The sequence below is a fragment of the Kribbella sp. NPDC043289 genome (genome assembly GCF_056436705.1).
On sequence record NZ_JBWKCB010000004.1, the window covers coordinates 229619 to 254264 of the forward strand.

26 protein-coding genes are annotated in these 24646 nt (G+C 68.2%); 18 read left to right on the forward strand and 8 right to left on the reverse strand.

The window, feature by feature from the left end; all coding sequences use genetic code 11:
* Positions 1-20: 20 nt before the first annotated feature.
* From AC0662_RS25420 to AC0662_RS25430, 3 genes are read left to right on the forward strand one after another with little or no spacing between them, the layout of a single operon-like run.
* Positions 21-2990 carry an ATP-binding protein gene (locus AC0662_RS25420; protein ID WP_478303688.1) on the forward strand — a complete coding sequence of 990 codons (2970 nt, stop codon included), beginning with the start codon at positions 21-23 and terminating at the stop codon, positions 2988-2990.
* A gap of 33 nt (positions 2991-3023) precedes the next feature.
* The gene (locus tag AC0662_RS25425) at positions 3024-4118 is read left to right on the forward strand and encodes an SAM-dependent methyltransferase (RefSeq protein ID WP_478303690.1); all 1095 of its coding nucleotides are present in this window, start codon (positions 3024-3026) and stop codon (positions 4116-4118) included.
* Positions 4119-4161: 43 nt separating this feature from the next.
* Positions 4162-4470: a DUF6703 family protein gene (locus tag AC0662_RS25430; RefSeq protein WP_452203679.1), complete on the forward strand. Its 309-nt coding sequence runs from the start codon at positions 4162-4164 to the stop codon at positions 4468-4470.
* On the opposite strand, the gene AC0662_RS25435 is transcribed toward AC0662_RS25430, so the two are convergent.
* A complete protein-coding gene (locus AC0662_RS25435) occupies positions 4471-5013 on the reverse strand; it encodes a TetR/AcrR family transcriptional regulator (RefSeq protein WP_452203680.1) in 543 nt (180 codons plus the stop codon).
* A gap of 97 nt (positions 5014-5110) precedes the next feature.
* On the opposite strand from AC0662_RS25435, the gene AC0662_RS25440 reads away from it, so the two are divergent.
* Positions 5111-6331 (forward strand): FAD-dependent monooxygenase, encoded by a 1221-nt coding sequence (locus AC0662_RS25440; protein ID WP_452203681.1) that lies wholly within the window; start codon positions 5111-5113, stop codon positions 6329-6331.
* On the opposite strand, the gene eboE is transcribed toward AC0662_RS25440, so the two are convergent.
* Positions 6328-7479, reverse strand: a complete 1152-nt coding sequence (eboE, locus tag AC0662_RS25445) for a metabolite traffic protein EboE (protein WP_478303693.1) — start codon at positions 7477-7479, stop codon at positions 6328-6330. The two genes, AC0662_RS25440 and eboE, sit on opposite strands and share 4 nt — an antisense overlap.
* Positions 7480-7595: 116 nt before the next feature.
* The gene (locus AC0662_RS25450; protein ID WP_478303695.1) at positions 7596-8879 is read right to left on the reverse strand and encodes a YibE/F family protein; all 1284 of its coding nucleotides are present in this window, start codon (positions 8877-8879) and stop codon (positions 7596-7598) included.
* Between the two features lie 51 nt (positions 8880-8930).
* Here AC0662_RS25450 and AC0662_RS25455 point away from each other — a divergent pair, with 51 nt between their 5' ends.
* The 7 genes from AC0662_RS25455 (at position 8931) to AC0662_RS25485 (ending at position 14229) form a co-directional block, all read left to right on the forward strand.
* Positions 8931-9878, forward strand: a complete 948-nt coding sequence (locus tag AC0662_RS25455) for a metal ABC transporter substrate-binding protein (protein WP_478303697.1) — start codon at positions 8931-8933, stop codon at positions 9876-9878.
* Entirely contained in the window at positions 9875-10627 is a 753-nt protein-coding gene (locus tag AC0662_RS25460) for a metal ABC transporter ATP-binding protein (RefSeq protein ID WP_478303699.1), read from the forward strand. Before AC0662_RS25455 ends, AC0662_RS25460 begins: the two co-directional genes overlap by 4 nt.
* Positions 10624-11628 (forward strand): metal ABC transporter permease, encoded by a 1005-nt coding sequence (locus tag AC0662_RS25465; RefSeq protein ID WP_452203738.1) that lies wholly within the window; start codon positions 10624-10626, stop codon positions 11626-11628. The genes AC0662_RS25460 and AC0662_RS25465 overlap by 4 nt, the downstream gene beginning before the upstream one ends.
* A 52-nt stretch (positions 11629-11680) precedes the next feature.
* Positions 11681-12076 (forward strand): Fur family transcriptional regulator, encoded by a 396-nt coding sequence (locus tag AC0662_RS25470; RefSeq protein ID WP_452203685.1) that lies wholly within the window; start codon positions 11681-11683, stop codon positions 12074-12076.
* Between the two features lie 50 nt (positions 12077-12126).
* On the forward strand, positions 12127-12609 hold the full coding sequence (locus AC0662_RS25475) for a MerR family transcriptional regulator (RefSeq protein ID WP_452203686.1): 483 nt from the start codon (positions 12127-12129) through the stop codon (positions 12607-12609).
* 70 nt (positions 12610-12679) lie between these two features.
* Positions 12680-13654: an aldo/keto reductase gene (locus AC0662_RS25480; RefSeq protein ID WP_478303702.1), complete on the forward strand. Its 975-nt coding sequence runs from the start codon at positions 12680-12682 to the stop codon at positions 13652-13654.
* Positions 13655-13734: 80 nt separating this feature from the next.
* Positions 13735-14229, forward strand: a complete 495-nt coding sequence (locus tag AC0662_RS25485) for a GNAT family N-acetyltransferase (protein WP_452203688.1) — start codon at positions 13735-13737, stop codon at positions 14227-14229.
* Here the strand turns inward: AC0662_RS25485 and AC0662_RS25490 are convergent.
* Positions 14215-15165, reverse strand: a complete 951-nt coding sequence (locus tag AC0662_RS25490) for a sigma-70 family RNA polymerase sigma factor (protein WP_478303704.1) — start codon at positions 15163-15165, stop codon at positions 14215-14217. The genes AC0662_RS25485 and AC0662_RS25490 overlap by 15 nt on opposite strands.
* A gap of 79 nt (positions 15166-15244) precedes the next feature.
* Complete coding sequence (locus AC0662_RS25495; protein WP_478303706.1) at positions 15245-16339, reverse strand: S-(hydroxymethyl)mycothiol dehydrogenase; 1095 nt, start codon at positions 16337-16339, stop codon at positions 15245-15247.
* A 233-nt stretch (positions 16340-16572) separates the two neighbouring features.
* On the opposite strand from AC0662_RS25495, the gene AC0662_RS25500 reads away from it, so the two are divergent.
* From AC0662_RS25500 to AC0662_RS25515, 4 genes are all read left to right on the forward strand, one after another.
* A complete protein-coding gene (locus tag AC0662_RS25500; protein ID WP_478303708.1) occupies positions 16573-17448 on the forward strand; it encodes an ABC transporter ATP-binding protein in 876 nt (291 codons plus the stop codon).
* A complete protein-coding gene (locus AC0662_RS25505; RefSeq protein ID WP_478303710.1) occupies positions 17445-18254 on the forward strand; it encodes an ABC transporter permease in 810 nt (269 codons plus the stop codon). Before AC0662_RS25500 ends, AC0662_RS25505 begins: the two co-directional genes overlap by 4 nt.
* Before the next feature lie 119 nt (positions 18255-18373).
* Positions 18374-19588 carry a sensor histidine kinase gene (locus AC0662_RS25510; protein WP_478303712.1) on the forward strand — a complete coding sequence of 405 codons (1215 nt, stop codon included), beginning with the start codon at positions 18374-18376 and terminating at the stop codon, positions 19586-19588.
* Complete coding sequence (locus AC0662_RS25515; protein ID WP_452203694.1) at positions 19585-20232, forward strand: response regulator transcription factor; 648 nt, start codon at positions 19585-19587, stop codon at positions 20230-20232. The genes AC0662_RS25510 and AC0662_RS25515 overlap by 4 nt, the downstream gene beginning before the upstream one ends.
* On the opposite strand, the gene AC0662_RS25520 is transcribed toward AC0662_RS25515, so the two are convergent.
* The 3 genes from AC0662_RS25520 to AC0662_RS25530 form a co-directional block, all read right to left on the reverse strand.
* Positions 20229-20792 carry a hypothetical protein gene (locus AC0662_RS25520; RefSeq protein WP_452203695.1) on the reverse strand — a complete coding sequence of 188 codons (564 nt, stop codon included), beginning with the start codon at positions 20790-20792 and terminating at the stop codon, positions 20229-20231. The genes AC0662_RS25515 and AC0662_RS25520 overlap by 4 nt on opposite strands.
* Positions 20759-21112, reverse strand: a complete 354-nt coding sequence (locus AC0662_RS25525; protein WP_478303714.1) for a hypothetical protein — start codon at positions 21110-21112, stop codon at positions 20759-20761. The genes AC0662_RS25520 and AC0662_RS25525 overlap by 34 nt, the downstream gene beginning before the upstream one ends.
* Before the next feature lie 104 nt (positions 21113-21216).
* The gene (locus AC0662_RS25530; protein WP_478303716.1) at positions 21217-22059 is read right to left on the reverse strand and encodes an isoprenyl transferase; all 843 of its coding nucleotides are present in this window, start codon (positions 22057-22059) and stop codon (positions 21217-21219) included.
* Between the two features lie 127 nt (positions 22060-22186).
* On the opposite strand from AC0662_RS25530, the gene AC0662_RS25535 reads away from it, so the two are divergent.
* The 3 genes from AC0662_RS25535 to AC0662_RS25545 all read left to right on the forward strand — a co-directional run bounded on the left by AC0662_RS25535 (position 22187) and on the right by AC0662_RS25545 (position 24582).
* Positions 22187-22798 (forward strand): hypothetical protein, encoded by a 612-nt coding sequence (locus AC0662_RS25535; protein WP_478303718.1) that lies wholly within the window; start codon positions 22187-22189, stop codon positions 22796-22798.
* Between the two features lie 317 nt (positions 22799-23115).
* Positions 23116-23790: a hypothetical protein gene (locus AC0662_RS25540; protein WP_478303720.1), complete on the forward strand. Its 675-nt coding sequence runs from the start codon at positions 23116-23118 to the stop codon at positions 23788-23790.
* A 192-nt stretch (positions 23791-23982) separates the two neighbouring features.
* Positions 23983-24582: a hypothetical protein gene (locus AC0662_RS25545; protein ID WP_478303722.1), complete on the forward strand. Its 600-nt coding sequence runs from the start codon at positions 23983-23985 to the stop codon at positions 24580-24582.
* The last annotated feature ends 64 nt before the right edge of the window (positions 24583-24646 follow it).

Below are 24646 nucleotides of genomic sequence, written 5' to 3' on the forward strand. Positions count from 1 at the left end.
CCGCAGCCGCACAGTGGGGTATGCCCGATCGTGTGGTCGGCCGGATCCGGGAGCTCAGCACCCTGACGGGCCTGCTGGCCGAGGTCGAGCGCGGCCACGGCCAGGGCGCGCTCCTGATCGGTGACGCCGGCATCGGGAAGTCGGCAACGGCGACGGCCTTCGCGGACACCGCCAGTGAGCGTGGGTACGCCGTCGCGTGGGGCCGGTGTCCCGAGATCGAGACCCTGCCGTACTGGCCGTGGCGCCAGGCGTTCCGTGCACTCGGCCTCTCGACCGCGCTGCCCGACGACCCTGGAACCAGCCGGACGGGTGTGTTCGCCACCGTGGCCGACCAACTGGCCGCCGCCACCGCGGAGCGGCCTGTGGTGATCATCCTGGAGGACATCCATCTCGCCGACCGACCGGCGCTCGCACTGCTCCGCTTCGTGGTCGGTCTGCTGCCCGAGCTGCGCTGTCTGCTCCTAGTCACCAGCCGTGACAACGCAGTGGACGTCACTGAGTCAGCTGCCGAGGCTCTCCGCGCACTGCCGCCGTCCTTCGTCCGGCTGCCGCTTGCCGGCCTCGATCGGGCCGCCACCGGCCAGCTGGTCACGCAGGTGCTCGGCTCCGCGGAGTCCGACTACACCGACGCCGTACACACAAGGACCGGTGGCAACCCGTTCTTCGTCCAGGAACTCACCCGCTGGCACGCGGCGCGCGGTACGACGTCCTCCGAGATACCGACCGGCGTACGCCAGGTGCTGGAGCGCCGCCTCGCGCGTCTCCGCCAGCCGACGTACGACGTCCTCGCCACGGCCTCGGTGCTGGGCGAGGACGTGCCGCTCGACCTGCTAGCGGATATCGAGGAGACGACGCCGGCGGACCTGCTCGATGTTCTCGAGGATGCGGTCGCGGCGCGGTTGGCCGAGGTCGAGGGCAATAGGGTGCGCCTCGCCCACTCGCTGGTTCGTGAGGTGGTGTACGCCGGCCTCGGTGTGCACCGCCGGTCAAAGCTGCATTACCGGGCCGCTGAGTTGCTGAGTGATCAGAAGGACTCTGACGCGGGGCAGGTCGCTGCGCACTATCGCAACGCAGTTGGCCAATCAGATGCGGCTGAGCGGTCTCGAGAGTTCGCACTGGTCGCCGCACGTGCTGCACAACGGCAGTCCGGCTACGAACAGGCAGTCCGGTTCTACAGATGGGCCGACCTCGACAATCCGGTCGTCCAATTGGAGTTGGGTGCAGCACAGGTGTTGGCCGGCGAGCTGGCGACCGGACGGGACACGCTGCGAGCCGTAGCTCGTGCAGCCGCCGCAGATGGTGATGCGGAGACCGTGGCGCGGGCAGTGCTCGCGATGGGCGGTGGTGTCGGCGGTTTCGAAGTAGACCTCAGCGATGGCGAGCAGACAGCGCTTCTGGCAGACGCCGTACCGCTGTTGCCGGACGGTGCGCTCAAGGCCGCGACGATTGCTCGTCTTGCGCTTGGCCTGAGTCCGACCGATCGCGGAGACAGGTTGCGACAGCTGGCCGACGAGGCGGTACGAATGGCTCGGTCGGCAGGTGATGTCCGGGCCGAGGTGGCTGCGTTGGCCGTGTGGTGCGATGTGTTCACTGGGCCTGACCACGTGGCAAAGCGGGCAGCTGCGGCCGCGCGGATGTTGGCGATCGCCACTGGGGACTTGGCGTTGGTTCTCCTCGCCCGACGACTTCTCGTGGTTGCTCTGCTGGAGCAGGGGCGGTTTGCCGAGGCCGACGTACACATTGCTGCCTTTGCTCGGGCGGTACTACCTCTGCGACTTCCGCTGTACAGCTGGCTGGTGCCTATCTGGCGAGGCATGCGGGCGTTGATGAGCGGTCGGCTGGACGAAGTGCAGTCATGCATCGCTCAGGCCACCGAGTTGGCCGAGGAAGCGGACAGCGTCAACGCACGACTCATGGTGTTCGCCTTGCGCACAGCGCATGCCGATGCCATCGGCACCGTCACAGAGCTGCGGTCGTACGTCGAGTCGGTGATGGCACCGTTCGCCGGTAATCCCATGGCCGACGGGCCGTCCGCCTACTACCTCGCCCGAGCCGGAGCGACGGAACAGGCTCGCAGCATCGTGCGGTACCGCGTGCATGACGGCCTGGACGCCATCTCGCGGGACGCAGAGTGGCTGGAGTCGTTGGCGTTCCTCGGTGAGGCAGCCGGAGTACTGGGCGAGGAGGAGGCCGCGCGGCTCGCGTACGACGCGCTGACGCCGTACGCCGGGCTCTGGGTGGTCGACGGAATCGGTGGCGCGTGTCTGGGCAGCGTGGAATTGTTCCTGGGACGACTGGCCGCGCAACTCGGCAAACCGGAGGCGCGGCAACTACTGGAGACTGCACTAGAAGCGCACCGGACGGTTGGCGCGGAGACTCTGGTTGCCAAGACCGAGAAGGCCCTTGCTGAGCTCGGCGTCACTCCTGTGCGTACGTCGACGGACACAGGTGAACTGCGACGGCTCGGAGCGAGCTGGGAAGTGATGTGGCGTGGCGTCACCGCACATGTCCCGGACTCCAAGGGCATTCGTGACCTGGCCACCCTGCTCGCGCGGCCGCGCACTCCGGTGAGTGTTCTCGACCTCTCAGGTCCGGGCCGGGTCCAGGATGCTGATCTGGGCCCAGTGCTCGACGACCAGGCGCGAACGGCGTACCGGAAGCGGCTGCGAGAGCTGGAGGACGACCTGGCCGACGCAGCGGCCGACAACGATCTGGGGCGCGTTGAGACGCTCAGCACCGAGAGGGACTTCCTGGCGCGGGAGTTGGCCGGTGCACTGGGGCTCGGCGGTCGAGCGCGCTCCGCCGGCGATCCGGTCGAACGCAGCCGAAAGGCGGTCTCGATGCGCATCGGGGTCGCGGTGAAGGCGATCGAGCGCGCCCATCCCGCACTGGGCCGGCATCTGCGCGTGTCGGTGCGCACCGGTCGCCAGTGCGTGTACGAGCCGGAGAACGACGTCACTTGGCATTGCCAGTCGTCAACTGGCGCCTGAGGGGTGAAGGCAATTCCAGCAAGGAGGGGCGAGATGACCACGACTGACATCAGCAAGGCCGACCCGGCGGCGGCCGAGGAACTTCTCGGGCGGTTGTTCGGTGCGGCGCTCGGTGCGGCCGAGCTGTTCACGACCTACCTCGGCCACGCGCACGGGATCTACGGTGCGATCGCCGAGAGCGGCCCGATCACGGCCGAAGAGCTTGCCAAGCGGACCGGGGTCGACCATCGGTACCTCGTCGAATGGCTGCAGTCACAGGCGATCAGCGGCCTACTGACGATCGACGGCCCGGAGGTCTGGACCGACCGGTTCGATCTGGCGCCAGGTGTGCGCGAGGCGCTGCTCGAACCCACGAGCCCGTTCTACGCGGGCGGTCTGGCGGCGATCGTGCCCGCGGTGGGCCGTGCGTTCCCGCAGCTCGTCGACGCGTTCCGGACCGGCGCCGGCGTGCCCTACACGGCGTACGGCGAGGAGGCAGTCGAGGCGCAGGAGTCGCTGAACCGGCCCGCCTACGTGAACTCACTGGTGGCCGAGTGGATCCCGAAGGTGGCCGGACTGCACGACCTGCTCAGCAAGGGCGCACGGGTCGCGGACCTGGGCACCGGAGCAGGCTGGTCGGCGATCGAACTCGCCAAGGCGTACCGGGCCGTGCAGGTGGACGGGTACGACAACGACGAGGACTCGATCAGCCGGGCGCGGCGCAATGCTGCCGAACAGGGCGTCGCGGACCGGGTGGACTTCGAGGTCCGTGACATCACCGCGGTGACGGCCGAGGGCACGCGGTACGACCTGGTGACGTTCTTCGAATGTCTGCACGACTTCGCGCATCCCGTCGAGGCATTGGTCGCCGCACGGGCGGCGCTGGCGCCAGGCGGGTCCGTGATCGTGATGGACGAGCGCGCGGACGACGTACTCGCTGCACCCGGTGACGAAGTGCAGCGGTTCCTGGGCGCGGCCAGCGCCATCTGGTGTACGCCGCAAGGCCTGGTGGACCCCGACTCGGATGTCGTCGGCGCGATCATGCGACCGGACAAGCTCCGGCACCTGGCCGATCACGCTGGGTTCGGACAGGTCGACGTACTGCCGATCGAGCACCCGTTCTGGCGGTTCTACCGGCTAGTCCCCTGATGAGGCGGCACTGGGGACTCGTGACACCTGGAACAATGGGGTCATGAGTTCCCCCAGTGGTCAGCCGGTGAGTGCGTTGCGGCAGCGGCTCACCAAGGTGAGTTACCCGTACGTCGCGAAGCTGCATGCCGCGCCGAAGCTGACGCTGCCGGGGATCACCCTGCTGCTCGCGCTGGTCGGCGTGTTCGGTCCGGTGGCGGTGGCCGTGGTGGCGCTGCTGCTGCTCGCGCTGTTGCTCGGGTGGCTGGCGTTCCTGTCGTGGCCGGCGGTGACGACCGGTCCGCGGTTCCTGCGGATCTTCTCGATCGTGCTCATCCTGCTGTTCGCGGTCTCCCGGATCGCCAACGGCTGATCACGGCCTGCCGAGACTGTCGTACGCCGCCTCGACAGCGGCCTCGCGGAGTTCGGCGACCGGCTCGTGGTCGATCATCACGGCGCAGTCGGACAGACCGCCGAGCGCCACCATGCACCGCACCACGTCGGACAGTGACGGCTGCGTGCCGATGAGCAGCGCGGCGAGCGTGCCACGCCACTCGATGAACCGGTCCGCCAGGTTCAGCTCGTGCAGCACCGAGAGGTCGCGGATGGCGAGCTGGATCAGCCTGCGGTGCCGGTAGGCGAGATCGAAGTAAGACCCGAGCAGCTCGCGTGCCTCGACCGGGGCGGCCGCCTGCTGCGCTGCGGCGTACGCCTCGAAGTCGGTGATCATCGGCTCGACGAGGCTGTTCAGCAGGTCCTCGCGGGACGCGAAGTGGTAGTACAGCGCCGGCTTCGTCACGCCGAGCCGGTCGGCGATGTCGCGCAGGCTGGTCTGCTGCATCCCGCGCTCGGCGAACAGCTCCAGCGCGGCCTGCTGGATCCGCGCCCGGGTGTCCCCGGTCCGTTGTCTCGGCATACCCGGAAGATTAACTGACCTTCCGGTAAGTAAGCCATTGACAACACAGCACTCGTTTACTTACCTTCCGATAAGTAAGCAAACGTCAGGGGATGTCATGAAGGTCCTGATCTCAGGCGCGAGCGTGGCCGGTCCGGTGCTCGCGTACTGGTTGCACCGCTACGGCTTCGAGCCGACGCTCGTCGAACGCACACCGGCCCTGCGGCACGGGCTCGGCGGTCATGCCGTCGACCTGTTCAGCTCGGCCGCCGATGTCACTCGCCGAATGGGCTGCTGGGACGCGATCGCCGCGGCCCGCACCGGGCTCGACGCGATGACCATCGAGCGCTTCGGCAGGCCACCCGTCGAGGTCGACCTCAGCCGGATGTACGCCGGGCTCTCCAGCCGGCACGTGGAGATCCTCCGCGGCGAGCTGACCAGAATCCTGTACGACGCCACGCGCGGCACCGCCGAGTACGTGTTCGGCGACTCGATCGCGAACCTGCACGACGACGGGAGCGGCGTCGACGTCACGTTCGACTCCGGCACCGAGCGGCGTTTCGACCTGGTGATCGGCGCCGACGGCCTGCACTCGAACGTCCGCCGACTGTCCTTCGGACCCGAGGGACCGCTGCACCGGTCGCTCGGCGGCTACCTCGCGGTGTTCTCGCTGCCGGACGTCTTCGGCGTCGGCAGCCACACGCTCACGCACTTCTCGGTCGACAAGCTGGTCGGGATCTACGGCGTACACCAGACCGGTCAGGTCCGCGGCGGGTTCCTGTTCCGGGCGCCGGAGCTGCAGTACGACTACCGCGACAAGGAGGAGCAGAAAGCCCTTCTGGCCAAGGAGTTCCGCGACTACGGCTGGCGGGTACCTCAGCTGCTCGAGCACCTGGACGCGGCCGAGGACTTCTACTTCGACTCGATCGCGCAGATCACGCTGGACACCTGGCATCGCGGCCGGATCGGCCTGGTCGGTGACGCAGGCTACTGCCCCGGACCGGCGGTCGGCGGCGGTACGAGCCTGGCTGTCGTGGCGGCGTACATCCTGGCGGGTGAGCTGGCTGCGGCACGCAGCGATCTGCCGTCGGGGCTGCGCAACTACGAGCGGATCATCCGTCCAGCGGTCGACCGGAGCCGTCAGCTTGCCCCGAAGGTCATGAGGACGATCATCCCTGGCAGCCCGCTCGCACTCCGGGGGATGCCGTTCGCAGCGTCAACGCTGACAAAGCTCCCTACGCCCGTACAGCGCTTCATCTGGTCGCAGAACGCGGTAGGTAAGGCACTGAGCTCAGTCCAGCTGCCCGACTACTCCGACCTGACCAGAGTGGCCGCTTAGCGCACCTCCTCCAAGCCGAGCCCGGTCAGCCGATCACGCACCCACGCCAGCTCCTTGGCGACCCGTTTCGCCAAGCCCTGCTGGCTTTTGGGTGCACGCGGCCACGCGTACACCTCTGACTCGAGGTGATGCGTCAGCGGATGGCCACCACCAACCAGTCTGGTCAAACAGTCATCCAGTACGCCGGTTGTCACGCTCAACGGATCTGGTGGCGCAGCGTGGGCCGGCAGGTGCGCATGCATCCGCCAAGCCGTGTGACCGGACAGATCGTTGGCCTGTGCAACGTCATCCACGCCAGGCCCACCCCACTCGCGCACCTGGCGGAGATACTTCGCTGACCCGAGCCGACCGAGCAGATAGCGGCCCGCGGCGTCGTACGGGTCGACAAGTGTCGGCGCGACAGCCAGCTGCGCCTTGACCACGTCCACACCCGCACGCCGCAACAACTCGAAAGACTCAGCCGGCTCCTCGAACTGCACTGCGAGATGACACGTGTCGAGTCCGACTCCGATGCGCGACGCCCCGCCGTACGGGCTGGTGTAGCGGTCGAGCCACGCCGCGGCCTGGCCAACCATCTCCAGCACGCAGCCCGGCTCGGTCTCGACGGCGATCCGGATCTTCCGGCCGGTCCTGGTCTCGGTCCGGGCGATGTGTTGCTCTACGCGGTCGAACGCCTCGCGCGCCGCCCGGTTGCGCGCCCTCGACCAGGGCACCCGCCAGGCGAGCGGCGTGGTCGAGATCGAGCCGTACGTCGCGTCGGACGGGAGCAGGTCCGCGAGGACGTCGATCAGGTCGAGGGTGTAGCGGAGCCGCTCGGGTTCGGTCCAGTCCGGGCAATAAAGTTTGCTGCCGACAACCTTCTCGGTGAAATTCGTGTGTGGCGTGCCATTGAGTGTCACCACCTCCAGGCGGTTGCGGTGCAGCGACCGCCGCAGCTTGCTCAGCGACGCCGGCGAGTTCGCCAGCCGATCAGCGAGCCGGTGCGGGAGCCACAGCCCGACCCCCAGCACGGGTACGCCGAGCGCGGACCGGACCGCACCGGCGCATCCGTCGAGCCCCGCGATCAGATCGTCCAGATCGGTGGCCGGATGGACCGTCGCGCAGTACCCGAGATGGACGGTCGAACCATCCTGATGACGAAACCTCATCAGCGCTCCTCACCCCGTGTAGCCACCGAAGGTAGTCATTGACGGACTCTCGGTGACCTATGAGCACTGTAAGGGGCGGAAGGGTTGATTTTCGCTTAGGGCGTGTCGGGTGCGGTTTAGGCCGCGTCGGGGGCGGCGACGAGGTCGCGGGAGCGGTCGGCGACCGCCATCGCGGCGAGCGCGGTGGTGAGCGGGACCGCCGCGATGATGCCGAGGCTGCCGACCAGGCCGCGGACGATCTCCATCGCGACTGCCTCGGTGGAGATCACCGACAGCACCGGCAGGTCCTGGATCGCGAACACGAGCAGCACCGGCATCGCCGCACCGGCGTACGCGAGCACCAGAGTGTTGACCACCGAGGCCACGTGGGTGCGGCCGATCCGCAGGCCCGCGGCGACGAGCTCACGCCGACTGGCCGCCGGATTCGCGGCGGACAGCTCCCAGACCGCGGCCGCCTGCGTGACCGTGACGTCGTCGAGCACACCGAGAGCGCCGATCACCATGCCGGCCACCAGCAGCCCGGTCAGGTCGAGATCAGGAGCGAACGACTTGGCCGCCGACGCCCCTTCGGCGGCGAGTCCGCTCAACTGCGACAGCTCAGTGAAAAACCAGCCGAGCAGCACCGTCAGCCCGAGCGCCGCGATCGTGCCGGCCAACGCGATCGAGGACTCGGCATTGATCCCATGGGTCAGGAACACCGCGATCGTCATGATCACCGCGCCACCGACTACCGCCACGACCAGCGGATTCGACCCACTGAGGATGGCCGGCAGGATGAACTTGGTGAGCATCACCGCGGTCACGGCGAGAGCGATCAGCGCCGCGAAACCACGCCACCGGGACAGCGCTACGACGGCGATCGCGAACACCACCGCGATGATCAGCAGCGGCTTGGCCCGGTCGTGGTCGACGTACTGGTACTTCTGGTCCAGCGGCGCGCCGTCCTGGACGCCGAGCATCACCGTCTGACCGGTCTTGACCGGGATCGGGGTCTGGCCGGCCATCGGCACCTGGACCGGCACCATCTTGCCCTTGTCCGGCCCGTTGCGCAGCTTGACCGACGCGACGTCGCACTTGTCCTTCGGGTCCGGGCACGCCTTGATCCCGGTCACGTCACCACGGGCCGCACTCGTCTGGTACGACGTCACCTTCACCCCGTCGCCCGGCCAGAGCACGATCATCAGGACCACGGCCGCGACGATCAGCGGGGCAAGCACGGCGGCGACCACGATCCGGACCCGGCGGGCGACGACGGCGTCGGAGTTCACCACCGAGGTGTCGACCACGTGATCGCCGTGCCCATGACCGTGTCCGTGCCCGTGACCCTGCGGAATATCGAGTTTCCGGGCGCGGTTGCCCTTACGGTCGGCGCGGCGGCGCCCGACGGTGCGGCTGGCCATCGTCAACTCCCTGTTTTGACAATCAGTTCCAATTAAATGAAAATGATTGTCATGAGATCTGGTCTTCGAGTCGTCCTCGCCGGCGCCACCGCCCTGGCCGCCGTCACCCTGGCTGGGTGCGGTGGCTCCACCGCCAACGGCTCCGGCAGCGGCAAACTCGACGTCGTCGCATCGTTCTACCCGCTCGAGTTCATCGCCCGCACAGTGGGGGGCGACGCGGTGAACGTGACCACTCTGACAGCCCCCGGCGTGGAGCCGCACGACCTGGAGCTGACCCCGAAGCAGGTCGGCTCGATCGCCGAGGCGAAGCTGGTCGTCTACGAGAAGAACCTGCAGCCCGCCGTCGACGAGGCCGTCGCGCAGAACGCGAAGGACGCCGGCTTCGACGTCGCCCCGGCCGCCAAGCTGGAGGCCACCGGCGCCGACTTCGAGGAGCACGAGGACGGCAACGCCGCACCGGCCGCGCACAAGGACAACGCCCTCGACCCGCACTTCTGGCTCGACCCGGTGCGGTATGCCGATGTCGTCAAGGCCGTCGAGGAGAAGCTCGCGAGCGTCGACAGCACGAACGCCGACGGGTACCACGCGCGGGCGAAGGCCCTGCTCGACCAGGTCGGCGCGCTCGACACGGAGTTCAAGACCGGTCTGGCGCACTGCAAGCTGACGACGTTCGTGACGAGCCACGAGGCGTTCGCCTACCTCGCGAAGCGATACGGTCTGACGATGGTCGGGATCGCCGGGTTCACCCCGGACGCCGAGCCGACCCCGGCCCGGATCAAGGAGGTCCAGGACATCGTGAAGGCCCAGCACGTGACGACGATCTTCTACGAGGAGCTCGTCAGTCCGAAGGTGGCCGAGACGATCGCGAGCGACGTCGGCGTCAAGACCGCCGTCCTGAGCCCGATCGAGGGCCTGTCCGACGCGAACTCCAAGGAAACGTACCTGACTCTCATGCGGGAGAACCTGCAGGAGCTGAAGAAGGCGAACAGCTGCTCGTGACAGATAGCTCTGCCCAGGCCGTCCAGGTCGACGATCTCTCCGTCGACCTGGGCGGTCGTCTCGTGCTTCGCGGGATCGATCTGGGGATCCGCCAGGGCGAGGTGCTGGCCGTGCTCGGCACCAACGGGTCCGGCAAGTCCACGCTGATCAAGACCATCGTCGGGCTGCTCCCCGCGGCCCGCGGCCAGGTCAAGCTGTTCGGCACCCCGGTCCCCCGGTTCCGCCAGTGGCGCCGGGTCGGGTATGTCCCGCAGCGCATCACCGCGGCCGGCGGCGTACCGGCGACCGTCTACGAAGTGGTCTCGTCCGGGCTGCTGTCGAAGCGGCGGCTGTTCACGCCGCTCGGCGCGCCCGGCAAGCAGGCGATCGAGGAGGCGCTCACGGTCGTCGACATGGCGGACCGGCGCAAGGACGCGGTCGCCGAGCTGTCCGGCGGGCAGCAGCAGCGGGTTCTGATCGCCCGCGCGCTGGTGTCCGATCCCGACCTGCTGATCCTCGACGAGCCGACGGCCGGGGTCGACCTGGCCAGTCAGCAGATCTTCGCCGATGCCATCCGCGAGCGGGTCGAGCGCGGCACCACCGTGGTCATGGTGAGCCACGACCTCGGCCCGATGGACGCACTGATCGACCGCTCGGTGGTGCTCCGCCGCGGCCGCATCGTGTACGACGGCCCGCCGCACGCCTCCCAGACGCACGCCCACGTCCACCACTCGCACACCGAAGAAGAAGGCGGGTGGCTCACCTCGTGACGATGTTCGAACTCGAGTTCATGCAGCGGGCGCTGATCGCCGGGCTGTTGACCGGGCTGTCTGCGCCGGCCATTGGGACGTATCTGGTGCAGCGGCGGCTGTCGTTGATGGGTGATGGCATCGGCCACATCGCGATCACCGGTGTCGCGCTCGGTCTGCTCACCGGGGCCGCCCCAGTGCTGACCGCCGTCATCGTGTCGATTGCCGGTGCGACCGCGATCGAGCTGGTCCGGGCCCGTGGGAAGGCCACTGGTGACGTAGCGCTCGCTCTGCTGTTCTACGGCGGCATCGCGGGCGGCGTACTGCTCATCGGTCTGGCTGGTCAGGGTGCAGCCACTCTGAACACCTATCTGTTCGGTTCACTCACCACGGTCTCGCAAAGCGACCTGTACGTCGTCGTTGGCCTAGCTGTCGCCGTACTGGTCGTTGCGATCGGTCTGGGCCCCCAGCTGTTCGCGGTGTGCCAGGACGAGGAGTTCGCCCGTACGACGGGACTCCGCGTCCAGCTGCTCAACCTGGTCATCGCCGTGATGGCCGCAGTCACCGTCACCGTGGCGATGCGGACTGTCGGTTTGCTGCTGGTCAGTGCGCTGATGGTCGTGCCGGTGGCGACGGCGCAGCAGATCACCCGGTCGTTCCGCAGCACGTTCGTCACCGCGTGCATCATCGGCGTGGTCGCCTGCCTCGCGGGCATCATCACGTCGTACAACGCGAACGTGGCGCCGGGCGCGACCATCGTCGTACTGGCGCTGGCCGGGTTCGTCGTGGCGGCCACGGTCGGGACGTTGCTGCGCCGGCGGTCCGGTCGGGCCCGACCGCTCGCGGACGAGGAGCCGGAGGTCGGCGTACCCGCGCCGGAGCCGCATGTGGTGAGCGCCGGACACCCGCACGCGCACAACAAGGCTTGCGGTCACCAGAAGGTCGAACACGGCGATCACGTCGACTACGTCCACGACGGCCACCTGCACGCGGCACACGGGGATCACTGGGATGAGCACTGAGTTGGAGAGTTCTGCGAGAATTGGGCGCGGTGAAAAGATGACAGGAGGAACGGTGGCTATCGGAACACGCTCGACCCGTCAGCGCGCGGCGGTCGCGCACGCGCTCGACAAGATCGACGACTTCCGGACCGCCCAGGAGATCCACCAGGAGCTCCGGTCCGCCGGTGAGGCCGTCGGCCTGACCACCGTCTACCGCACCCTGCAGGCGCTCGCGGACTCCCGCGAGGTCGACGTCCTGCGCACCGCCGACGGCGAAACGGCGTACCGGCGGTGCTCGCAGGGGCATCACCACCACCTGGTCTGCCGGATCTGCGGCCGCACCGTCGAGGTCGAGGGCCCGGCCGTGGAGCGCTGGGCCGACAAGGTCGCCGCCGAGCACGGCTTCGCCGACATCAGCCACACCCTGGAAATCTTCGGGACGTGCGCAGAGTGCCAGAAAGCCTCGTGACCTAGCTCACCTTTGCCTTTGAGCGCGCTCTAAGGCGTACGGTCGGTGACATGAACGCGACCGACCTGCTCACCGCCCCGGACCGCCGCGCTGCCATCGCGGCCCACCACCCGGAGCTGGAGCCGATCGACCCCGATCTGCTCTGCCTGCTCGAGCTGCCCGAGGACCTCCCCGAGCGGCTGTCGATCGCCGAGGCCGCCGAGCTCACCGGCCTCACCGCCCACACCCTGCGGTACTACGAGCGCATCGGCCTGCTCGACGTACGCCGGGACGCCGCGGGGTACCGCAGCTACGACCAGCGGGCGATGGCGCGGATCGTGTTCATCAGCAGGCTGCGTGCCTCCGGGATGCCGATCGGCACGATCAGCCACTACCTGGAGCTGGTCCTCGCGGGCGACCACACCGCACCCGAGCGACTCACCCTGATGCAGGAGCACCGCGCACGGATCCAGCAGCAGCTGCGCGAACTGCAACTCGCCCTGGCGGTGACCGACTACAAGATCACCGTGTACGGCGGCACTGCCACTCCATAACGACCCGCCTCTGCTTCCGGCCGTGCACGCGGTCGGTGGGCGGAGCCATGCCTAGAACTGGGAGATTCTGATGAAACTGGGTAGCCAAGGCGCCGAGGTCAGCCGGCTCGGACTCGGCTGTATGGGAATGAGCTTCGCGTACGGCGAGGCCGACGACAACGAGTCGGTCGCGACCCTGCACCGCGCGCTCGACCTCGGCATCACGTTCCTCGACACCGCCGACATGTACGGGTTCGGTGCCAACGAGGAACTGGTCGGCCGCACCATCGCCGACCGCCGCGACGACGTGTTCCTGGCGACGAAGTTCGGCATCACCGGCGATCCGCGACAGTCGCAGGAGCGCGGTGTGAACGGTACGCCGGAGTACGTCCGGTCCGCGATCGACGCGTCCCTCGGACGGCTCGGCGTCGACCACGTGGACCTGTACTACCAGCACCGGATGGATCCCGACGTACCCGTCGAGGAGACGGTCGGCGCGATGGCGGAGCTGGTGGCGGCCGGGAAGGTGAAGTACCTCGGGCTGTCCGAGGCGTCGGCGGAGACGATCCGGCGGGCGCACGCCGTACACCCGATCACCGCTGTGCAGTCCGAGTGGTCGCTGTTCAGCCGGGACATCGAGGAGTCGGTGCTGCCGACCTGCCGCGAGCTCGGTATCGGGATCGTGCCGTACTCGCCGCTCGGTCGCGGGATGCTCACCGGAGCGCTGCCGACCGATCTCGCGGCCGACGACTTCCGCCGTACCCTGCCCCGCTTCTCCGGCGACAACCTGGACGCGAACCTGGCCCTGGTCGAAGAGATCCGAGCGGTGGCCGGCCGGTACGACGCGACGCCCGGGCAGGTCGCGATCGCCTGGGTGATTGCGCAGGGCAACGACGTGGTACCGATCCCGGGAACGAAGCGGCGCAAGTACCTCGAGGAGAACTTCGGGGCGCTGTCGATCGAGCTGTCGCCGGAGGACCTGGCCGGGCTGGCCCAGCTGACGCCGGTCGGCACCCGGTACCCCGACATGAGCTGGGTCGCCGGACAGACCGCCGAGCAGGGTTGATAAACTGACCGTAGTAAGCCTTCTACCGGACTCTTCCGGCGGGAGGCTTTTCTGCGTTCTGATTCCGTCTGAGGAGAACCATGTCCGATCTCGTGGTACGCCGTGTCCAGCCGTCCGACCGACCGGCGATGGAGCGGTTGTGGTTGATGTTCCGCCACGACCTGTCCGAGTTCCAGGGGCAGCTGCCGCGCCCGGACGGCAGCTACCGCGGCGAGTGGCTGGAGAACGTCCTGACCGGGGATCCGGAGTGGGCCGGGTACCTGTTCTCGCTCGGCGAGAACCCGGTCGGTTTCTGCTTCATGCGCGCGTTGCAGCAGCCGGTGCACGTACTCAACGCCTTCTTCATGGTCCGTCCGGTACGCCGCGGCGGGCTCGGACTCCGAGCGGTCCAGGAGGTGCTGTCGCATCACCCCGGGCCGTGCGATGTCGCGTTCCAGGGGAACAACGAGAAGGCAGTCCGGTTCTGGCAGCGCGTCGCGACCGAGGTGTCGGGTGACGTGTGGACCCAGCAGGCCCGGCCGATCGCCAGCAAGCCTGACGCGACGCCGGACCTGTGGATCTCATTCCACGTGTAGCGGCAGCCCGAAGTAGCCGAACAGGCTCTGGTCGAAGAACGTGATGTTGTGCGTGATGCCGGCCTTGCCGACGGCGAACACCTGAAGGCTGTGGGCGCGGTACACCCCGTCGTCGGCGCGTGCGTACGCGCCGACGGCGGGCTGGTCGTTCGCCCCGGTGACGAGCATTCGCCAGGCCGGGCCGCGCATCGCGTAGACGCGCTCCATGAAGTCGCCGTACGTGTCGCGACCGACGAGCCACAGCGGGGCCGGCGGCATCTCCAGCACCACCTGCTCGGCCAGTAGCCGCTTGAGCCCGTCGACGTCGGCCGCCTCGAACGCGCGCACGTAGTCGTCGATCACCTGCCGGATCTCGCGATCGGTCGGCTCATCGACGTCGTCCTCGGTGATACCGATCTCCGCCAGCCGCGCCCGGGCGCGCTGCAACGCGCTGTTGACCGAGGCCGGCGTGGTCTCCAACGCCTCGGCGACGTCGGCCGCGGGCCAGTCCAGCACGTCACGCAGTACCAGCACCGCCCGCTGCCGGGCCGGCAGGTACTGCATCGCCGCGACCAGCGCGAGCCGGAGACTCCCCCGCTCCGCGAGCGCGACCGCCGGGTCGTCCTTGGTCGGGAACGGCTGCAACCACGGCACGTCCAGCGCCGGTTCGATCGCCGCGTACGCGTCGTCGGCCGCCCCCACCAGCCCGGACGGGAGCGCTCGGCGGGCCCGCCCCTTCATCGCGGTCAGGCACGCGTTGGTCGCGATCCGGTACAACCAGGTCCGCAGCGAGGCCCGCTCCGCGTCGTACGTGTCGATCGCCCGCCAGGCCCGGAGCAGCGTCTCCTGGACCAGGTCTTCCGCATCGTGCACGGACCCGAGCATCCGGTAGCAGTGCGCCAGCAGCTCCCGCCGGTACGGCGCGACTCGCTGCTCGAACTCGTCCCGGTCCGTCACGTCACCCCTCCACGCGTCCACGCGTCCACGCGTCCACGCAGGTATGTACCGCGCGGACGCCCCCGATTAATCGCTCCGCTCAGAAAACGACCACAGAACGCAGTACGTCGCCGTGGTGCATCTTCTCGAAGGCGGCCTCGACCCCATCCAGCGCGATGGTTTCGGAGACGAAGCGGTCCAGCGGCAGGCGGCCCTGGAGGTGCAGGTCGACGAGCATCGGGAAATCCCGGGTCGGCAGGCAGTCGCCGTACCAGCTGGACTTGAGCGAGCCGCCGCGACCGAAGAAGTCGAGCAGCGGCATGTCGAGGCGCATGTCGGGCGTGGGTACGCCGACGAGCACCACGGTCCCGGCCAGGTCGCGGGCGTAGAACGCCTGCTTCCAGGTCTCCGGCCGGCCGGCCGCGTCGATCACGACATCGGCACCGAACCCGCCGGTGAGTTCCTGCACCGCCTCCACCACGCCATCGTGGTCGAGCCCCTTCGAGTTGATCGTGTGCGTCGCACCGAGCTCGGTCGCGGTCGCCAGCTTGCGCTCGTCGAGATCGATCGCGATCACCTTCGCCGCACCCGCCAACCGGGCACCGACGAGAGCCGCCGTACCGACTCCGCCGCATCCGATCACCGCGACGGTGTCCCCGCGTCCGACGTTCCCGGTGTTGATCGCGGCGCCGAGACCGGCCATCACGCCGCAGCCGAGCAGGCCCGCGACCTCGGGCTTCGCCGCCGGGTCCACCTTCGTGCACTGCCCGGCCGCGACCAGGGTCTTCTCCGCGAACGCCCCGATCCCGAGCGCCGGGCTCAGCTCGGTCCCGTCCGCGAGCGTCATCTTCTGCTTCGCGTTGTGCGTGTTGAAGCAGTACCACGGCCGCCCGCGCAGGCAGGCGCGGCAGTTCCCGCAGACCGCCCGCCAGTTCAGGACAACGAAGTCGCCCGGGGCAACCTCCGTGACGCCCTCGCCCACCGACTCGACCACGCCGGCCGCCTCGTGCCCGAGCAGGAACGGGAACTCGTCGTTGATCCCGCCCTCTCGGTAGTGCAGGTCCGTATGACAGACCCCACAGGCCTGCACCTGCACGACCGCCTCGCCGGGACCCGGGTCCGGGATCGTGATCTGCTCGATCGTCACCGGCGCACCCTTGCTCGCCGCCACCACACCACGCACAGTCTGAGCCATCCCCCGAACCTAGCCGCCGCACCCCGCCCGCGTCAGCCCCCTTCGGCGTGTACGCAACAACGGGACGTAGTCGTCTACGCATACCGCTCCCCACGCCTGGCCCCCACTCCAAACCCTCCGGTGGACACCACCCACTACCCGTTCTTCGGTACGTCGCTGTCCACCGGTCGGGGGACAAGCAGTCACCCGGCCGGTGCTCCCCGCGCACCCCGCCCGGACGGGAAGGTTGAGGCATGGAGAACAACGCAGTGCGGGTGCGCGGCCTGGTCAAGCGGTACCCCGACAAGGTCGCGGTCGACGGCGTCGACCTGGACATCCACCGGGGCGAGGTGTTCGCCCTGCTCGGCCCGAACGGGGCCGGTAAGACGACGACCACGGAGATTCTGGAGGGGTATCGCCCGGCCGACGAGGGTGAGATCAGCGTGCTGGGCAGCGACCCGGCGCGCGGCGACCGGGTTTGGCGGTCCCGGATCGGGATCGTCGCGCAGACCACTCGCGACGAGGCGGTGCTGTCGGTCGCCGAGATGGTGACGCACTTCGCCGGTTACTACCCGAACCCCCGCGACCCGGACCAGGTGATCGCGGCGGTCGGGCTCGAGGAGAAGCGCAAGACCCGGATCCGCACCCTGTCCGGCGGTCAGCGGCGCCGGCTCGACGTCGCGCTCGGCGTGATCGGCAACCCGGAGCTGCTGTTCCTGGACGAGCCGACGACCGGTTTCGACCCGGAGGCGCGCCGCCAGTTCTGGACCCTGATCGAGGAGCTCCGCACCGAGGGCACCACGGTCCTGCTCACCACCCACTACCTCGACGAGGCCGAGCACCTGGCCGACCGGGTCGGCGTGATCGCCGACGGCCGGATGGTCGAGATCGCGACCCCCGAGACCCTCGGCGGCCGCGGCGCCCGCACCGCGCGAGTCTCCTGGCTGGCCGCCGACGGGATGCGCGAGCTGCGCACCGACCGGCCGAGCGCCGAGGTCGCCCGGCTGATGGCCGAGTACGGCGGCGAGGTCCCCGAACTGCAGGTCCGGCGGCCGAGCCTGGAAGACATCTACCTGGAACTCATCGGGTCGGCCACCGCCGCTCCGGAACTGGAAGGAGCCGCTCGATGAGCGCCGTACTGCCCTCACCGCTGAAGGTCGGTCTGTCCCGGGCCGGGATCGAGGTCAAGGAGTTCTTCCGGGAACGCGAGCAGCTGATCTTCACGTTCTTCTTCCCGATCATCTTCCTCGGCATCTTCTCGGCCGTGTTCAGCGGCACCGACTTCTCCGGCGGCGTCACCGCCGCCACCTACTTCACCCCCGGAATGATTGCCTCCGGCATCTTCCTGACCAGCTTCCAGTCGCTGGCCATCGCGATCGCCATCGAGCGCGACCAGGACGTGCTGAAGCGGCTCCGCGGTACGCCGATGTCGCCGCAGTCGTACTTCATCGGCAAGATCGGCATGGTCCTGGTCACCTCGGTCCTGCAGTTCACGCTGCTGCTCGCGATCGCCGGCCTGCTGCTCGGTGTCGACATCCCGTCCACGCCGCAGCGGTGGCTGAACTTCCTCTGGATCTTCATCCTCGGTACGGCGTCCGGCTCGGTGCTGGGAATCGCCTTCTCGGTCGTCCCGAAGTCCGGCCGCGCCGCGTCCGCGGTGGTCACCCCGGTCGTCCTGCTGCTCCAGTTCATGTCCGGCGTGTACTTCGTCTACAGCAGCCTCCCGAGCTGGATGCAGACCGTGGCCTCGTTCTTCCCCCTGAAGTGGCTCGCCCAGGGCATGCGCTCCGTCTTCCTGCCCGACGGGTTCGAGGTGAACGAGCCGGGCGGGTCCTGGCAGCTCGGCACCGGCGCGATCGTGCTGTCGATCTGGCTGATCGTCGGCCTGTTCCTCGCCCAGCGGGTGTTCCGCTGGACCCGCCGGGACGCGGGCTGATGAACGGCCTCACCGGTACGACGTCGGACCTTCCGGACCGGCGTCGTACCGAGCTGTCCCGGGCGCCCGCGTGGACCGGGCCTCGTGTGTGGATCCTGGTGTGGAGGAAGATGGGATCCGTGCAGAGTTCTCACGGTGGCGCCGGGCAGCCGGTCTGGACCCGGGCGTTGGTCGGGTGGCACATCGTGTTCTGGGTGCTCCTCGGGATGACGCTGGCGCTGTCGTTCCTCGGGCACCTCGACGCGCTGCGGCAGTCGGTGTTCGCCGGTACGGTCGTCGTGCTCGCGGCGGCGTACCAGTTCCTCGGACTGCCCGCGATCCGGTCCCGGCGCGCGCTCCCGTCGTACACCTATCGGCTGGTGCTGATCGCCTGCCTGATGGTGCTGATCGGGATCTATCCGCAGTCGGTGTTCCTGATGTTCATCGCGTCGGCGCAGATCTGGCTACTGTGCGAGGACGTCCGCGAAGGGATCGCGCTCAGCCTGCTGCTGGTGCTCGGCGTCGGTACGGCGCAGTTGTGGAGCGCGGGATGGGGCTGGGACGCGTTCTGGAGCATCCTCCCGTGGATGCTGGTCAGCCTCGTGGTCAGTCTGCTGTTCGGGATCTGGATCGAGAAGGTGATCACGCAGAGTCAGCAGCGCGCCGAGCTGATCGACCAGCTCGAGTCCGCGCGGGACGAGCTCGCCGAAGCGCACCACAGCGCCGGCGTGATGGCCGAGCGGGAGCGGATGGCGCGGGAGATCCACGACACGCTCGCGCAGGGGATGACAAGCATCGTGATGCTGGCCCAGGCAGCGTCGGCCGAGCTCTCGCGCGGCGGCACTCCGGGCGCCGCGGCCCGGCTCGCCGCGATCGAGGACACCGCGCGGGAGAACCTCGCGGAGGCGCGGGCGCTGGTCGCCGCGTTCACCCCGGTGGCGTTGTCCGAGGCAACCTTAACCGAGGTACTGCGCCGGCAGGCGGAACGTTTCGCGGCCGAGACCGGGGTCGACGTACAGGTCGAGCTGGACCTTCCGGACGAGGAGGTCGCGGCGCTGCCGCAGGCTCAGCAGGTCGTGCTGCTACGGTCCGCGCAGGAAGCATTGGCGAATGTCCGCAAGCACGCCGCGGCGACGCAGGTACTGATCACACTCGGGTTGTCGGACAGCGGGGTGTGGATCGAGATCCGCGACGACGGGTCCGGGTTCACGCCAGGGTCGGTGTCCGGCGGGTTCGGGTTGAACGCGATGCGTGGGCGGGTCGAGGAATCCGGTGGCTCGGTCGAGGTCGAGAGCGCGCCGGGACGTGGTACGCGGGTGCAGGTGCTGATCCCGGCTGTGCAGGAGGGCGCGTGATTCGGGTTCTGGTGGTCGACGACCATCCGGTGGTGCGGTCCGGGCTGACCGGGATGTTGTCGGTGACCGACGACATCTCCGTGGTCGGTGAGGCCGGCGACGGGGCGGAAGCCCTGGCAGTGGTGGAGTCGACCAAGCCGGACGTCGTACTGATGGATCTGCGGATGCCGCGCATGGACGGTGTCGCTGCGACCGGGGCGATCGTGTCCGGTTATCCGTCGACGCGGGTGCTCGTGCTGACGACGTACGACACCGACACGGACATCCTGCACGCGGTCGAGGCAGGCGCTGCCGGGTACCTGTTGAAGGACACGCCACACGCCGAGCTGCTGAACGGGATCCGGGCCGCCGCTCGTGGTGAGACCGTTCTCGCTCCGCCAGTCGCGGCACGGTTGATGTCTCGCCTGCGTACGCCGGCTCCGCCTCCCGCGGCGCAGCCTTCGCCGCGGGAACTCGAAGTACTGGCTGCTGTGGCTCGCGGACTCAGCAACGCGGAGATCGGGCGGGAGCTGTTCATCGGCGAGGCCACGGTCAAGACCCACTTGCAGCGCCTGTTCGCCAAGCTCGACGTCGACGACCGCACCCGCGCCGTCACCGTCGCGATCGAACGCGGCCTCCTGCCTTCACCGGGACGCCGAGGCTAGAGCTGTACGCCGGGGCTCTGCGACTGTCCGTCCGGCCGGTTGCGCACCTCGGGCTGGGCGCTTCCGGGCGCGTGCTGCGCCGACGTAGGCGTGGGGTTCGCCGCGGCCTCAGCGGTCTTCGCCAGGTTCCGCGCGTCGTTGGCCGTATTGACCGCGAACTGCACCGAGGTCCGAGCTGCGGCCATGCGCGGTCGCAGCCGGTCCCGCATCTCTTGCCGAGCCGCCGGGTTCGCTGCAACTGCATCGACGGCCCGCTCGGTGTCCGTCACCAGTCGCTCGACGCTCTCGACGTTGTTCTTCAGCTCGCCGTACTCCGGGATCTCGCGGAGCGCATCGACGTGTCCGAGCGCGTCGCGGAGCTGTCGCCCGCTGCCCATGAGCTGCTCTCGCACTTCGAACAGTTCCTGGCGCGGAGGCGGCGAGTCCGCATCGAGCAGGCGCTCCGCCCGCCCGAGCTCCATCCTCGTGTTGTGCATCGCCTGCGCGACCCTGTCGGTGCGGCCGGCGATGTCGCGCACGTCGAGCGTCAACGCTGGGCCCAGCGACCGGTCGTCGGCCATTCGGGTTCGCCCGGCTGGTCGTCCTGCGCCGCGGGCGTGTGCTGCGTCGCGGGCGTGTGCTGCGTCGCGGGCGCGTCCTGCGTCGCGGGCGCGTCCTGCGTCGCGGGCGCGTCCTGTGGAACGGCTGGCGGCCATTCGGGGCTGGCCGGCTGAGCTTCCTGGGGAGCGGGCGCCAGCTGTTCGCCGGTCGCCGTACGCTCATCGGGTGCCGGAGCCTCGTCCGCTTCCAGCCGGGCGCGCATCGTCTCCGCCATCTGCTGCACTTCCTCCCGCACAGCGAGCAGCTCCCGCTCGGCAACCTCGCTCGGCGTCTCGTTCATCGCCTGCTCCGGCACGCTTCTACTCCTGTCGTCGCGGTGTTCCTCCAACGACCGTAGACGCGACCAGGTCCTCCCCCGTTCCGCAGTGGTTGCCCGCGGCCCGGTCATCCCTCGCTCAGGACCTCGTTTGGTACCGCTCCGCCGTACCTGCGGTCACGCTGCGCATACATTTCGACGGCTCGCCACAGATCGCGGCGGTCGAAGTCCGGCCAGAGTGTGTCGAGGAACACCATCTCGGCGTACGCGAGTTGCCACACCAGGAAGTTGCTCGTCCGCTGCTCCCCCGACGACCGGACGAACAGGTCCACCTCGGGGATGTCCGGCGCGTACAGGTGCCGCGCGATCGTCTGCTCGGAGATCCGGTCCGGTTTGATCTTGCCCTCGGCAACCTCCCGCGCGATCGACCGCATCGCGTCCGCGATCTCCGCGCGGCCGCCGTAGTTCACACAGAACTGCAGCGTGATGGTGTCGTTGTCCTTGGTCCGCTCCTGCGCGTACTCGAGCTCGTCGATCACGCTCTTCCACAACCGCGGCCGGCGCCCCGACCACACCACCCGCACCCCCATCGCATCCAGCTCGTCCCGGCGCCGGTGGATCACCTCCCGGTTGAACCCCATCAGGAACCGGACCTCCTCCGGCGAGCGGGCCCAGTTCTCGGTCGAGAACGCGTACGCCGAGATGTACTTCACCCCGATCTCGATCCCGCCCTTGATCACGTCCAGCAGCGCCGCTTCCCCCGCCTTGTGCCCCTCGGTCCGCGGCAGCCCCCGCTGCTTGGCCCACCGCCCGTTCCCGTCCATCACGATCGCCACATGCCGCGGCACCAACTCCGCCGGCACCTGCGGCGCCCGAGCCCCCGAAGGATGCCCCTCCGGCGCCACCACGACCTTCCGCTCCCCCCGAGCCCCCACCAACCCACGACCCCGACGACGACCAATAGGCGACATACCCGCAGTCTCCCACCCGCCCCGACCCCCGACTGCAGCAACCTGCAACCTGTGGATAACCCACCCCGCCAACACCCTCCGTATGCAACCCTTACACCAACAGCACCCAAGATCGGAGCCCCCTCCCATGCGCCGCCGACCCCTAGCCACCGCCGCAGCCACGCTCAGCGCCCTCACCGCCCTGACCGCCTGCAACGGCTCCCCAGAGGCCGGCCAACCCAACACCACCCCACCCTCGACGTCGGCAACCCCCACCCCAACCCCAACCGCCCCCTCCACCCCCACTTGGAGCGCGGAGCAACAGACCGCCATCACCGCCGCCAAGGCTCGCTATGTCGCCGCGACCTCAGCGGCGGATCAGGCGTTCGCGAAGTCGACCACATTCAACCGAGCCGCACTCGAGAAGGCAGGCATTGGGGGTGAGTGGATTATCGACCTTATCGACCAGTCAAGGTCCTTCGAGCGGAGCGGTTGGTACCAGACCGGGTCCACAATCATCGTGTCCACGAAGGTGAAGTCGGTGAAGCTCGATGGCGAACAGCCAGAGGTGATGCTGTCCAACTGTCTTGACACCTCGAAGCTGATCATCAGGTTCCAGAAGGATGACAAACCCATCCCGATGACTCCCGCGGATGGACAGCGTCACGAGTTCGCTTCCCGCCTTGTCTATGCGCCGCCCACGCCAGGTGCGAAGAAGATGTGGTACCTGATCTCCGATGAGAGCGGCGCCAAGTGTTAACACAGCGGCTCCGTCGGACCGGCTTCCTCATCATGGTCGTTATGGTCATTTCGAGCGGCGCCGCGATGGCGAAATGGCAGCCACCGTCCGGCCCTCCGCCGGGTCCAGGGCTTGAGTGGTACTGCGGGGCGCGCGGCTGCGGCTGGATTCCCTCGAATGTCATAACGCCGACAACCACACCAGGTACTCCGGGCACTAAGGGGACCAACGGGAAGCAAACAAAGGCGGTCTGCCAATATCATGGTGCGCCGCAGAAGTGTGTGGACCCTTCTCTCGGTTCTTGGTCAAACTCTCACCAGTGCTATTTGCGTCGCGAGATGCCTGATCCGCCGTTCAGCGACGTCCGCTGGAAGGGTCACACCGACGGCAGCATCTGGGCCTGCGTAAGGGAACAGGGATACGACGCTGGGCGGCACCTCGTCACCGAGTGGGTGTGGCTTCCGGGCAGACCTGACACCGTCGTGATTGATCCTGAGGTCCTCGTTTACCGAGCGATCGCCACGATGCGATTGTCTCCACCATTGATCAAGACAGCTCCCGGAACCGGCCAGATCGGTCTGGTGAACATGCCAGTCTGGATGTGGGTGACCAAGACGGAGAACACCTGGGGTCCAATCGTACGCAGCGCCAGCGTGCCAGGGCTTTCGGTCACAGCGACGGCGCACGTCAAGGCGATCAACTGGTCGATGGGCGACGGTAAGACGGTCCGTTGCGACGGTCCTGGGACAACGTATGAAAAGTCGATGGGTGTGAAGGCCTCGCCTACGTGCGGTCATCAATACGCGAAGACCTCTCGCAAACTACCGAACTGCAAGTACCCGGTGACGGCGACCGCGCAATGGGACATCACCTGGCAGAGCACCCTGGGTGACAACGGTCAGATCTCGCTGACTCAGAGCGCCGCGACTCAACTGCGGATCGGCGAGGCCGTGCCGGTGCTCGTTGATCCAAACGGTGGGGATGCTGTCGCGCCGAGTAAAGCCGGCTGCTGACGGGCAGATCGCGAGGACGGTTGGACCGGCTCTGCGCGAACTGCTTCGCTCAGCACCAGCGACGAGCCGTCGGATGCCGCCCGTCGCGTGATCGGGGTGTGTCGCAACCGGCGGCCGGCATCTTGCCAGGAACGATGCATATCCGCTTCTCACAATGTCTTACCGTCGAGCCTAGGACAGGAAAGAGATCGCATGACCCGTCGACCGGTGCTCGCGGGTGCCGCTGCGCTCAGCGCTCTCGTCTCTCTGACCTCTTGCGCCGGCTCCTCCAAGGCGGACAAGCCGGCCAGCGGAGTCGCGACAGGTTCACCGACTCGCGTCTCCGCCACAACCGCAACCTGGACGTCCCAAGAGCAAGCTGCCATCACCGCGGCCAGGGCGCGTTATGTCGCCGCGCGGGCCGGCGTTGAAGCTGCGCTCAGTCAGCCGGCCAAGGCGACCGGCGCCACAATTGCAGCGTCCGGGAACGGCGGCGGGTGGGCGAGAACAGTGGAACAAGAGATCAGCTTCCGAGTTGAGAACGGTTGGTATCAGACCGGGGCTGCCAAGGTTGTGGCTATGAGCGTTCGCTCCGTGAACCTCAAACTCGAGCAACCGGAAGTTGTGCTCACTACCTGCGTCGACAGCACGCCGGTTGTTCTGCGCTACCAGACGAATGGCCAGCCGATCCCGATCGAGAGCGACAACGGCAAACGTCATCGCTTTCAGTCTCGGCTCGTGTACGCAAAGGGCGCTATTCCGGGAACAAAGATGTGGTTCCTGATCGAAGAAAAGGCGATCGGAAAATGCTGATCGGCCCGCCTCGCCAACGGTCACCGGCTCATCAATTGCGTCGATGGTTCGAATCTCGTCCTGA